The 14,032-nt window shown below is 52.1% G+C and carries 5 protein-coding genes; all 5 read left to right on the top strand.

Annotated features, from left to right (window positions below):
• Positions 1-2: 2 nt before the first annotated feature.
• The 5 genes from MKX42_RS21560 to MKX42_RS21540 all read left to right on the top strand — a co-directional run bounded on the left by MKX42_RS21560 (position 3) and on the right by MKX42_RS21540 (position 13,813).
• Positions 3-1,757 carry a cache domain-containing sensor histidine kinase gene (locus MKX42_RS21560; protein ID WP_340754469.1) on the top strand — a complete coding sequence of 585 codons (1,755 nt, stop codon included), beginning with the start codon at positions 3-5 and terminating at the stop codon, positions 1,755-1,757.
• 100 nt (positions 1,758-1,857) lie between these two features.
• Positions 1,858-3,540 carry an ABC transporter substrate-binding protein gene (locus MKX42_RS21555; RefSeq protein ID WP_340754467.1) on the top strand — a complete coding sequence of 561 codons (1,683 nt, stop codon included), beginning with the start codon at positions 1,858-1,860 and terminating at the stop codon, positions 3,538-3,540.
• 97 nt (positions 3,541-3,637) lie between these two features.
• Complete coding sequence (locus MKX42_RS21550; protein ID WP_340757759.1) at positions 3,638-4,555, top strand: ABC transporter permease; 918 nt, start codon at positions 3,638-3,640, stop codon at positions 4,553-4,555.
• 15 nt (positions 4,556-4,570) lie between these two features.
• On the top strand, positions 4,571-5,488 hold the full coding sequence (locus MKX42_RS21545; RefSeq protein ID WP_340754466.1) for a carbohydrate ABC transporter permease: 918 nt from the start codon (positions 4,571-4,573) through the stop codon (positions 5,486-5,488).
• A gap of 228 nt (positions 5,489-5,716) precedes the next feature.
• A complete protein-coding gene (locus MKX42_RS21540) occupies positions 5,717-13,813 on the top strand; it encodes an endo-1,4-beta-xylanase (RefSeq protein ID WP_340754465.1) in 8,097 nt (2,698 codons plus the stop codon).
• Positions 13,814-14,032: the final 219 nt, after the last annotated feature.

Here is a 14,032-nt window from a genome sequence, read left to right as displayed (position 1 = left end):
CTATGAAGAACCTCCTGAATTACCTGAAGCTGCGCGACAAGCTGCTGCTGATGTACGTGCTGTCGGTCTTTATTCCTATCGTGCTGACGAATGTCGTGTTCTATAATGTGACCACTTCTAATATACGAAATCAAAAAATCCGTGACGCGGATATGGCGCTGAGTAATCTGAAAAACGACCTGCGGGTGACGATTGATCAGGGGGTTGGCCTTTCGTATTCGCTGTATACCGACGCCATCTTCAACAAAACCATTACCCGCAAATTTGCCAGCCAAAAGGAATACGTGGAGACCTTCAATTCTTACCTGAGGGGCGCGCTGGCCGATCAGAATATGCAGGGGGTCCGCTGGTATCAGGTGTATACGGATAATCCCACCATCTTAGTCTCCGGCTATATGGAGCGGTTAACCGGCGAGATCCGAAAGTCCGGCTGGTATACCCGGTCCCTGGCCTCCTCTGCTTCCTATCCAACCTTTGTCTATACAGACCGGAAGTTTAGCCTGATTCAGAGATTGAATAATTACAATACCGGCGGCTTCGAGCAGCTCGTCAAGATTGACCTGAATATGGAGCAGATTCACGAAATTTTTCATGGAAGCGGATTTGACGGCAAGGTCTATCTGGTGGACCCTCAGGGCAGAGTGCAGTTCGGGGGGGAGAATGTGAACCTTACGAAGGATATTTATTTTCATGAGATCAGCTTTCCTGGCAGCTCCCGGATCTTTGCTGAAGCGTACAGCGGGATTAATTATCTGGAGGGCTGGGCCCTGAAGGGTGTTATGGACGAGGGGAGTGTGCTGAAGGAGGTACGCAAGTCGCGGTCCTTTGTCATTTGGCTGGCTTGCATCAACTTTGTACTGCCTACAATTATCATAGCTGTCATGTCAAGGTCCATTCATGTGCGGCTGGTGCGGATTCTGAGGCACATGAAGAAGGTGAAGGCCCAGAACTTCGAGACGATTCCCCCTGAAGATGCCAGGGATGAGATCGGGCAGCTGACAGCCGAATTCAACCGGATGACCGAAACGATCCACAGTCTGATTAATGAAGTCTATGTCGCGGATATTCAGAAGAAGAATCTGGAGCTGAAGCAGCAGCAGGCACAGCTTCATGCCCTTCACAGCCAGATCAATCCCCATTTTCTGTTCAATTCGCTGGAATCGGTCCGTATGCGCAGTATCATCAAGGGGGAGAAGGAGACCGCGAAGATCATTCAGCATATGGCCAAAATGTTTCGCAAATCGCTCTCCTGGAGTCATAACGATGTTACTGTCCGCGAGGAGCTGGAAGTGATTGAGAGCTTCCTTACCATCCAGCAATACCGCTTCGGCGACAAGCTGGAATATAGCATTGTTGCTGATCCGGCGGCGCTTAGGCAGCGGATTCCCAAGATGATTCTGCTTCCGTTCGTGGAGAACGCCAGTATTCATGGCATTGAATCAAGCCCGGATAAGGGGAATATCGTAATCTCGGTCACCGTGCAGGCGGACCGGCTGAGCTTGAGCTTCGAGGATAACGGGACCGGCATGGCCCCGGACAAGCTGGAGGAACTGCTCCGGTATCTGGAGGATAACGATGATATCGGTGAGCACGTAGGGATGAAGAATGCGTATTGCCGCCTGAAGCTGTGTTACCCCGAGGGCTTTTCGTTCACAATGAATTCCTGCAGCGGCGGGGGGACATCAATTGTTATTATTCTTCCCTTGCAGGATAGGGGCCCGTCCGAGGCGGAATTGGGTATGCTTTTCAAAGGATGAGGTATGGTTTGGCGGGTAATCAGGAAAGCGGTTACTTGATATATTGTAAGTGCTTACAGCGTTGAAGGAATTTAAGAATCGTAAGGGGGATTTAGTCGAAATGTTAAAAAGCAGAATTATGACCGCTAGTTTGGCACTTGTCTTGGCGGCGACTTTGACAGGTTGCGGCAACGGCAAGAACTCGTCTGACAGTGCGGCGAACAGTACCACGGATCAAGGAAAAGAAGATAACGCAGCGGTTACGTACAAGTATTTCAGCTTCGGCGGGCCGAAGAAGCAGGTTCTGGGCAGTGAAACCACGATCGGGAAAGAACTGCAGACACAAACCGGCGTGGACTGGAACATTGAATATCTGGTAGGCGATGGCGATACAAAGGCAGGAGTGATGATTGCCAGTGGAGATTACCCTGACATTATTGATTCCAGCGGCCAAATGGCCAAGCTGATGGAAGCAGGGGCTTTCATTCCGCTGGATGATCTGATTGAGAAGTATGGACCCAACATCAAGCGTGTTTATGGCCCTTATTTTGATAAATTCAGACAGAAGGACGGTAAAATCTACTTCTTCCCTTACGGAGCCAATATCGGTTACCTGTCCGAGCCTAACTTCCAGACGGGGTTCTACCTCCAGCGTTCCGTATTGAAGGAATTCAATTACCCTAAAATCACCACTCTGGATGAATATTTCGACCTGATCAAGCAGTACAAGGAAAAGCACCCGCAGATAGAGGGCAAGGATACCATCGGTTTCGCTACCCTTGCCGGTGAGCAGGGCAGCTTCTATACCCTCCAGAATCCGGCCATGCACTTGGCAGGCTCTCCTAACGACGGCAGCTCCATCATAGATATGCAGACCCATGAGGCCAAGCTGGTCGCGGGCTCTGACTATCAGAAGCGGTGGATCGGGAAGCTGAATGAGGCCAATGCCGAAGGGCTGGTTGATCCGGAGTCCTTCACCATGAACAAGGACCAGTATCTGGCGAAGCTGACCTCCGGACGCGTCCTCGGTTATTTCAGCTATTCCTGGCAGGTTGGGGACGCAACCAACAATCTGAAGAAAGCGGGCAATGATGATAAGCGCTATGTATCGTTGCCGATCGTGTTCGATAAAGGGACCAAGGATCAATATATTGATCCTCCCGGATTTGTCAACAATTACGGGGTAGGCATTACCGTCAAAGCCAAAGATCCGGTCCGCATTATCAAGTATTTCGATAATCTGCTGAAAGAAGAGAATCAGATTCTGGTTCAGTGGGGCATCAAGGACCAGAGCTATGCAATTGACGAGAACGGCCGCTTCACGTATGCCAACGATGAGCAACGCCAAATGCATGAAGATCCTGAAAAGAGCATGAAATTCGGGTTCGACTACTTCAATTACAGCTGGCCCCGTTATGGAAACGCCTCCGTTCTGCAGGACGGCAACGCTTATGGCCCCGGCAGCCAGCCGGAGGTGGCAACCTTCAGCTACACAGAAGGCGATAAGAAGCTCCTTGCAGCATACGGCGTGAAGACCTTCAGTGAGCTGTTCAGCAATCCGGACGAGCGATCATGGTTCCCTGCGTGGTCCATTGCCCTTGAACAGGGATCGCCCCAGCAGATGTTCATCACCAAAGCAGATGATCTGCAGCGGAACCACCTGCCTTCGATGATTCTGGACACACCGGCCAATTTCGGCAAGAACTGGGACGACTACATGAATCAGCTCAACAAGCTGGATAAGAAGACCTATGAGGATTTCATTACACAAAAGGTACAGGACCGCGTCGCAGGCAAATGGTGATATAGAGATTAATCAGCAAGGAGCCGGAAGGGAGTAAAATCAAGTGGAGAAACCAGTGAATTCTGTACCCCCAAGCCTTAAGAATAATAGAGGTGGCATAAATAAAACCAATTTATTCTTCAACCGCCTTATCCAGCAGAGAACGCTGGCTTTCATGTGTATTCCATTCGTAATCTGGGCGTTTGTGTTTAAATACCTGCCCATTTGGGGTTGGACCATGGCCTTTCAGAACTATAAGCCGGCCAGAAGCTTTTCCGAGCAGGAATGGGCGGGTTTGAAGCATTTTAGGATTCTGTTTGAAGACAGCACCTTCTACCGGGTACTGCGCAACACCCTGGTAATGAGTACCCTTCAGCTAATCCTGGGCTTCGTAACCGCAATTACGCTGGCTCTTTTACTGAATGAGCTTAAAAATATTGTGTTTAAACGTGTGGTTCAGACCATCAGTTATTTGCCGCACTTTATCTCCTGGGTTGTCGCGTCAAGCATAGTGCTGACCGTGTTATCCCCGGACGGGATTATCAATCTGCTGCTGACGAAGCTGCATCTCCTGGACAAACCGGTGCTGTGGATGGGAAAAGGAAATTATTTCTGGGGAATTCTCGCGGGAACCCAGGTATGGAAAGACGTAGGCTGGAACACCATTATCTATTTGGCAGCAATTACATCAATCGATCCTTCCCAATATGAGGCGGCTGAAATCGACGGGGCGGGCCGCTTTCAGCGGATGCTCAATATTACGCTTCCCGGACTCAAGCCGGTGATCATTATCCTGCTGATTATGAACTTGGGTAATATTCTTGAATCTGGATTTGAGCCGCAATATTTGCTGGGGAACGGGATGAATTTGGAATACTCGGAGAACCTGGATATTTTCGTTCTGAAGTATGGTTTGGGAATGGGCAGCTTTTCCTTAGGGACCGCGGCAGGCATATTCAAAACCGTAGTCAGCTTTATCTTCCTTTTCTCCGCCAATCATATTGCCAAGAGAATGGGAGAAAGCAGATTATTCTAATAGGAGGTTTATGTCATGCAATCAAGTAAAGCGTCCCGCTTACGGAACTCCAGTCTGGGGGACCGGGTGTTCGATATCTGCAATGTAATCTTTATGATTTGTCTGATGATTGTCACGATGTATCCCTTTGTCAATATGATCGCCGTGTCCTTCAACGACGCCAATGATGCCGTGAGAGGCGGTATTTATTTGTGGCCGCGCGAGTGGACCTTTAACAACTATAAATATATCTTCGGAGAATCGGAGATTTATCACGCGACCTTAATTTCACTGCTGCGCACGGTAATTGGAACTGCGGTATCCGTCTTCTGCACGGCAATGCTGGCCTTCACTGTCAGCCGCCAGGAGTTTGTGCTGCGCAAGTTTGTCACTCTTTTCTTCGTCATTACCATGTATTTCAGTGGAGGCCTGATCCCCGGATATCTGTTGATCCGCAATCTGGGCATGACAGACTCCTTCTGGGTCTATATTGTTCCGGGGGTGATCGGCGTGTTCAACATGATCATTATCCGCTCTTTCATCGAAGGACTTCCCGAAGGGATTCTGGAATCGGCCCGGATTGACGGTGCGGGAGAATTCACTACCTTTATCCGTGTGGTATTGCCGCTAACCATTCCCGCAATGGCAACCGTATCCTTGTTCGTCGCGGTGGGACAATGGAATTCGTGGTTCGACGTCTTTTTGTACAACTCCTCCAATATCAAATTAAGTACCCTGCAATACGAATTGATGAAAATCCTGCAGACCACCAACACCTCTGCGACCGGAGGGGCTGTTGACGCCTACCAATCCGCAGAAAATGCTGTGAGGGTAACGCCTACCTCGCTGCGGGCGACGATGACGATCATCGCCAGTGTTCCAATCCTGATGGTCTATCCGTTCCTGCAGAGATATTTCGTGCAGGGGATGACGGTTGGCGGGGTGAAGGGCTGATTACGGGTACGTTTGCGGCTGCACCGTCCTTATTAAAGGACAGTGCAGCCGTTTGTATTATCAGGAGACCAAAGATACCTGAAGTTCCCGTTTCGTTAAAAATCAAAGGTTTTTAGTTTTATTTTAAAATGAATCGTGCATCAGTCTCATACAAATTTTAATTTTGAATTGTTAAGCTATAACCAAGCAATTTGATGTAAGCGTATACAAAAAGGAGGAACACGCGGAATGAGTAAAAAGATCTGGAGAAAGACACTTGCAGTAGCAATAAGCGGTACTCTGGTGTTGAGCATGATTACCCCGGTGCCGTTTTCCCCCCCGGTTCAGGCTGCTCCTGCAATTGCTGTCCCGGCGCAGGTAACCGCTGACTGGTACAAAACCTACCAGCGGATGGATGGCGTAGGGGCCGCTTATGCTTATACGGATTCCGTCCATATGCTGCAGCTGGCTTCGGCCGGTCATCAAGATACCGTCAGGCATCTGCTGGATCTGACCTTCAGTGAACAAGCAGGCACTGGCCACGATATTGTCCGGGTCATCATCGGCGATAACGGCGGCCTTACCACTGCCAATGCCACCGCCGCCAGCCCGGGATTCAATCCTCTGACCGGTCTGCTGGCAGATGTCAGCAAGCCCGGCTTCGATATTGAAGGCAATGCCATTCCCCTGCGTGGAACGGGCGGGCAATATGGATACAAAATAGAAGCGGAGAACCGCTATTACGATGGCAATACCGACAGTATCTGGCCTGTTGAACCGGAACACGCTCCAGGTACGCTGGTGCCTGTGCATGACTTTGTATGGGATTATCCTTCCTGGGATCAGCCGGCCGCGAATGACGATGGAGGCCCGACCAATCTCCTGAGCGCACCGGGGGATCATCCTGTGGTGATTAAGAACTCGCCGCGTACCCGTAAAGAGCTGTTCGATGTGGATCAGGTCTGGACGATGCGCCAGGCGATGCAATACGGTGTCAAGCAGTTCTACGCTTGTACATGGACGGTGCCTTACTGGATGAGCCAATCCTCGACAGGCTCCCCTAACAAGATTGTCCGCAGTGATACAGCCACTATTAATGGTAAAGTGGTGAAAATTTACTACCAGGCATATGCGGATTACCTCGTGAATTATATCCGCGGAATGTGGGAGCAATATGGAATTCCGATCACCCACATCAATCCCTTCAATGAGGTTGACCTCGCGGGCGGGTCAGCCGCATATGTCACCGAGCTGATTAGTGGTTACATCGGCCCTGCCTTGAAGAAGTCGATGCAGCCGGGCGGTGCCCTCTATGATATCCAGAATCCGGACGGCAAGCTCATTGACTTCATTCCTCAGCTTGCCGCCGTGGACGGCACCAATCTGAACGCTTCCTTAAGCAGAGGCGGCGAAGTGTTCAATCAGACCGACCCTGACAATGCACTGGACAAAAACCCTTACCTCGACGTATTTACTACTCATCTGTATGGTACGGTCGGGATCGGCACGGATGAGAACAAGCTGTACCATACCGGCGACTTTTCCCAGAATCCGCTGGATTACTCCAAGGATGGAAGCAAGTATCCCGAGTACCTGACCAAATATAAGCTCTGGCAGGCCGAATTCATGAATCAGGATACCAGTGACGGATCGGCCGGTGCCTATACTCAGCGGTACGGCAATCAGAACATCAACGACGCCGTGCGCTGGTCCAATCTGCTGACGAATATGTTCAGCAGCAACCCCGGCTTTAACGGCTTTGTCTGGTGGAGCATGTGGGATAGCAACGGTGCGGACGGCTCTGACCTGATCCGCTTCGCTACGACCAACTCCCAGCAGGAGCCTGGTCGGATCAGCACGCTGACGGGTGAATACCGGTTGTTCAAGCGCTTTTACGGCTATGGGCATTTCTCCCGGTTTATGAATCCCGGAGATGTTCGGTTTGATGTGACACGGGTACCTGCGGCCGATATCAACGTGGTCGCCTTCAAGAACCCGGATACCAATGATTTCTCGATGACAGTATCGAATGCCAAGAATGATGACAGCCTTCAGCCGCTTGAATTCAATCTGAAGGACTTCCCGGCAGGGACAACAAGCGTAACCGTGTTCCGAACTTCAGGCAGCGAGAATCAGAAGAAGCTGGCCACGATTCCGGTAACGGGCGGCAAGTTCGTCATCGGCGTCCCGTCTGCCAGCATCGTCACTATTGTACCGTCCCAAGGCAAATTTGCCTCGTACCAGGGACTTGACGGGGAGCGTGATATTTTCTCAACGCTGGAGGCAGAGGGAAATGATAACAATGTGCCAGGCGACAGTGATGGTAATGCGGGCCGTGCGAATGAGGCAGTGACACTGGGATCTGGCGGGTACCTCAGCTATAGAAACCTGAACTTTGCAGATGGCTCCGCGAACGGCGGCGTTGTGCGCAGACACTTGCTGTATCTGACCGCCCAGAGTAAGTCGGCTCAAGGAGGTAAGCTGGCCGCATATGTGCTTCCGGTGGGAACCGCTGTCGGCAATAGCGCCGATATCCTGTCCCAAGGGACGCGCGTAGCAGAAATTCCGGTACCGGCCAATGACGTATACGGCAAATTCCAGGACATGGTCGATACAGGCGATCTTAGTGCTTACGGCCATAAAGATCTGTATATTGTCGCCGAACCGAATGGGACTGCGGGTACGATCACCGTTGACCGCTTCCTGTTCGGAGCAGGAGATGCCGACTGGAGTACTGCCGCCAACAATTCAACAGTATCTATTCCGGGCAACCTGCTGCTCAACGGGGATTTTGATACGGCAAACGCTTCCAATACAGACAAATGGTCTACAGGCCGTTACAACAAGGGGAGCTTTGAGACTGTTACCGCTGGACCCGTCTTAACGGCGGATACCATTCAGAGCTACTCGGGACTCTCCCGTTACCTGAAGAACAGCTCTACCTCTAAGGTTGCCGGTTCCGGCAAACTTGCTGGCCGCATCGACGCTGCGCAGCAGTATGACGGAATGTGGCAGGACGTTACCGGTAAGCTGAACAAGGGAGAGAGCTATAACTTCAAGGGTTACTTCCTCTCAATGATGAGCCGGCCGGAGAGCTATGATCTCGCTGCGGAGCATCCGGGTGATGTGGAAGTGGCCCTGGTGTACTACGACCAGAACGGGACCCAGCTCGGCATGACCCCGATCAATGGGCGCGATATGCCTGAACCCTATGCAGCCCGGGAAGCGGGTGATCCTGCATACTGGATCGGTGGCAAGTTTGTCGGACGTATCCTGGAGGGCGGGCCGCTCAGCTTAAGCTCCTTCCAGCCTGTGGATGTGAAGGTGGCGGACTGGCATGAGACGCCTAATGCCCCGTTTACCTATGATGAGCCGTCGGGTACGGCCAAGGTGGTGATGGCAGTGTATGCGAAGGATGCCAACATTCTCTACGCCGATCAGCTATCACTGACGCCGGAGGCTGTGGCTTCGCGCAATATTTTCGTGGATGGCGTTCAGCCGTCTGACTTCGATGCCGCGAAGTATGAATACAAGTACACGGTTACCGGGAACACCGTGCCGAGGGTAACAGCATCAACCAATGACCCGTCTGAAATCATAAGCATCTCCCAGGCGGACAGTGCGCAAGGCACGGCAGTGGTCCGGTTCGTCAAAGGAGAACAGATCAAGACTTATAAAATCTTCTTCAGTACGAACGAAGTCATTGATTTCGCGGCTGGCCTTCCGGCGGGCTGGGAAGTCATCAATCCGGCTGATCCGCAGACTGCCCTTGGCTATAGCGCGGAGGGGGCGGCAATTCAGACCTTGAAGGGCGACACGGAATATCCGGGCAGTCATAATATGCTGCAGATGCCGGGTTCGGCCGAAGGTAACTGGACACTTACAGCGAAGCTTACGGTAGACAAACCGCTTAATGATTCGTCGGTGGGTGAGAATTCCCAAGCAGGACTTGGCATCAGCCGGACTACAAACGGTGAATTTTACAGAATCAATGCCAGAAAGGTAAGCGCCAATATCAAAGTGAATAATTCGGGGTTAATAGGTACTCAGCCCTTCACGAACAATACGAGTCAGACTAATCTAAGTGGCACCAACTATTATCTGCGGATTGTAAAAGAGGGCAATGTGGTTCAGGGGTATTTCTCCACGAACAGTGGTGCTTCCTGGCTGGCGATGGGGAATCCTTCAACGTATACCCCGGACTTCTTCAAGTATGCCAAGGTGCAGTTGTACGGAACCAATACCAGTACAGTAACGGATTTCAAAGTAACCTTTTCCAATGTGACCCTGGTCAAGACTCTGGGGGAAGCGGGTGAACTCAGCCCTGATCAGCAGGCTGTGGAACAAGCAGCGGCGCTGATTGGCAACCGGATTACCGTTCCTAACGCAGTGGAGGGTGAAGATAACGCCAAGCTAATGGCCAAAGCACAGCTTTTACTGGATGAAAATGAAGAGCTTCACCTGCTGGGAGTGACGACAGCCATTACCTTCCAGAACGGCGGATTTACGCTAAGGGTAACAAAGGGAAGCGTCAGCGTCACGGTTAACCCGTTTACCATTGTGGCGGGGATTAAGGCGATAAGAGATTTCGAGGATCAGACGGTTCAGGGCTTTAAGCCGAAGGGGAGTGCAGGCGTAACGGTTACATCTACCCAGGAAGCCAATCGTACCCCAGGCGGAGCTTATGCCCTGAAGGTTACAGGCAGAGCTGCTAATTCAGACGGACCGTCCGTCAATCTGAAGGACATGGTCACAGTTGGCAATGAGTACACAACAACAGTATGGGTGAAGCTGATTAGCCCGGCAAGCGCACAGCTGAAGCTGACCGCACTGGTCAATGATACTACGCCATATTATGTCAGTCTAGCCACTCAGACGGTCAATGCAGGCGGAGACTGGGTGAAGCTGGAGGGAACGTACCGTTATCTGAACAAGGATGTCACTTTATATGTAGAGAGTCCTAACAGTGCCGCTGCATCCTACTATATTGATGACTTCAGCTTCGTGAATACGGGGCTGCAGACGATTGTTCCGCTCAAGGATGTGTATAAGAATGGCTTCCTGCTGGGAAATGTGCCGGGAAATAGTGATCTTAATCCGGGCAACGGACAGAATGCGTTCTTCAATTATCACTTCAACAGCGTGACCTTCGGCAATGAGATGAAGCCGGATGCTCTGCAGAAGACTAAGGGGACCTACACGTTCACGAGGTCTGACGATATGGTTGCCAAATCTCAGGCTATGGGGATGGAAGTACACGGTCATGTGCTGGTATGGCATAGCCAGACTCCGGCGTGGTTTACCCAGCAAGTGGACGCTTCTGGCAATGCACTGAAGGACCAGGCGGGTAATCCGCTCTATCTCACCCGCAGTGAGGCGCTTGCGAATATGCGAACCCACATCAAGACCGTAATGGAACACTACGGGGATAAGGTGATCTCATGGGATGTTGTCAATGAGGCCATGCAGGACGGACCTCCGGCAGTATCCGACTGGAAAGATGCGCTGCGGAAATCGCCCTGGTACTATTCCGTGGGTCCAGACTTCGTGGAGCAGGCCTTCCTGGCCGCACGGGAAGTGCTGGACAGCAACCAGGATTTGAAGGGAATCAAGCTGTACTACAATGATTTCAATGATGAATTCCCGGAGAAGCGGGATGCGATCTACGACATGGTCAAAGAGATGAATGACCGTTATGCGCAGACTCATCCAGGCAAGCTGCTGGTTGACGGGATAGGGCTGCAGTCGCATTATGACATGAGAACCAGTCCGGCTAATGTGGAAGCCGCTATTGAGAAGTACGCTTCGCTGGGCGTTGAGATTTCCATCAGCGAGCTGGATGTGCTGGCGGGGATGAATTCTTCCCTCTCGGCAGAGTGGGCGGAGAAGCAGGCGAGCCTGTACGCCCAATTATTCCAGATCTATAACAAGCATGCCGATAAAATCGCGCGTGTCACCCTGTGGGGTTACACGGACAACACAAGCTGGAGAGCCAGCCAGAACCCGCTGCCGTTCACCGGTTCATTGGCGCCGAAGCCTGCCTATTATGCGATTATTGATCCTGAGAAATATCTGGCGGAGCATCCGCTCTACACAGCGCCGCAGACCCGGAGCTCTACGGCACTGTACGGCACACCGGATATCGACGGAACGGTCGATGAACTCTGGAAGAATGCACCCGAGATTCCAATTGACAACCACCTGATGGCAACAGCGGAAGCGGCCGGCACAGCCCGGATGCTGTGGGACGAGGAGAATCTGTATGTGCTGTTCCAGGTGAAGGATAAGCAGCTGAGCAAAAACAATACAGATAAGACGAAGCAGGATTCAGTAGAGGCCTACGTGGATGAAGACCGCGTCAACGCCTGGCCGTACCTTGAGGATGATGGGCAATACCGGGTCAACTATGCCGGAGAGCAGTCCTTCAAGTTCCTCAGTAATTCGACTCCGGCGACCTCCCCGGGCTTCGAATCGGCAGCGGTAACCGCCGGAACGGATTATACCGTGGAAATGAAGATTCCGTTCAAAACCATCACTCCGGAGAACGGGACACAGATCCGGTTCGATGCGCAGGTGAATAACGCAAACGGAGCCAATCTGATCGGCGTAGCCACCTGGAATGATCTGCTTGGCAGAGCTGCGAAATCGACAGAGGTATTCGGCAGCCTGACCCTCAGCGGCAAGGGAGATTCGACTCCACCGGCATGGGGGGAGGGAAGTAAGCTTGAAGCTTCCGAAGTTACCAGTACCGGGGTCACCTTATCGTGGCCGGCGGCATCGGATAATCTTGGAGTTACCGGCTACCGGATCTATAACGGAGTTGATTCGGAACCGATGGTGGTAACCGGCGGTGAACCGGTGGAGTCCGTAAGCGGATCGGTATATCGCCATCAGGTTACCGGACTGATGCCGAATACGCAGTATACCTTCAAGGTGGAAGCAGGGGATGCAGCCGGTAATTGGAGTATCGACGGACCTTCCGTTCCGGTGACAACACTGCCGACTTCAGACACTACGCCACCAGTATGGGCAGAAGGAAGTACGCTCGAAGCCTCGGGCATTACGAGCAAGGGATTGACGCTGACATGGTCGGCTACAGCAACGGACGAGAGCGGCATCACTGGTTACCGGATTACGAATGGAAACGGTGACAAGCCGCTTACAGTTACGGATGCCGTGTACACGGAGACGGTAACCGGGGCTGTGTACAGTCAGCAAGTATCAGGACTCAAGCCGGATACGCAGTATACGTTCACAGTGGAGGCAGTAGATACCGGCGGCAATTGGAGTACCGATGGACCTTCGGTTTCCGCAACGACACTGCCCGCTTCGGATACGACACCACCGGCTTGGACAGCAGGAAGCAGGCTCGAAGCCTCACGGATAACAGAAACCGGACTTACCTTAACCTGGACGGACGCTGACGACGATACGGGAGTGACAGCCTATAGAATCTATAGGGGATCTGAGGAGATTGTGGCGTTGCCAGGAACAGAGCTGCGGTACAAGGTAACCGGGCTTGCTGCGGGAACAGAGTATCATTTCTCGGTGCAGGCGGGGGACGAGACAGGGAACTGGAGCAAGAATGGTCCTGCACTCTCTGTAACTACGCTAAAAGACAGCGGCGGCCCGTCTGAGCCGACACCGACGCCAACAACAAGACCAACACCGACGCCAATATCTACACCAGCGCCGACATCTATGCCGTCACCAGCACCAACGCCTACCCCTGTGCCTGGAGCAGTAGTGTCGCCATCGCCGTCACCAGCTGTAACTCCTGCACCAACACCTGTGCCTGCGAGCCCATTCCAGGATGTGCAGGCCAAGTATAGCTGGGCTTCCGAGGCGATTGACACGCTATACGGGCTGGGTATTATCACAGGAACCTCTGATACGACCTTTAATCCAGGGAAAAACATCACGCGAGCGGATTTTGTGCTGATGCTGGTGCGGGCTCTTGGACTTGAAGCGGAGGCAGATTCCAGCTTCGCAGATGTCAATCAGGGAGCCTACTATTATGAAGCATTGGGCATTGCCAAGAAGCTGGGAATCATCCAGGGAGTAGACGGAAGCAGTTTCAATCCGAAGGGAGAAATCACCAGACAGGATATGATGGTCATCGCTGCCAGAGCACTGAAGGCGGTGAACAAATTAACGGTTAGCGGCAGTGCCGGAGATTTAAGCGGCTATACGGACAGCAGTAAGGTAGCGAAGTATGCCGTAAATAGTGTAGCCGCTCTTGTTAGAGAAGGCATCGTGCGGGGAGACGGCATATCCATTCATCCCGCCGCAGCCACCACCCGGGCGGAAGCTGCCGTCATAATCTTCCGGATATTGCAGAAGTAACACTCCATAGTTAGATACGTAGAAGCACAACCCTTATGGCAGTCAACGTCTACAGACATCGGAAGATGGGATAGACGTTGGCTGGCCGGAGGGTTTTTGGAGTAGTATGAACTTCCGCATACCTCCACAGGGCGCCAACTCCCCGTCCTGCATATTCCGTCACACGCACATTCCGCGCATACTTCACATCCATCACAGACAGTAACCCCGATTTACACC

It is taken from the genome of Paenibacillus sp. FSL R7-0204 (assembly GCF_038002225.1).
GTDB lineage: Bacteria > Bacillota > Bacilli > Paenibacillales > Paenibacillaceae > Paenibacillus_AQ.
The sequence above is the reverse complement of the archived record's forward strand: the minus strand, read 5'-3'. Positions and strand labels throughout refer to the sequence as shown.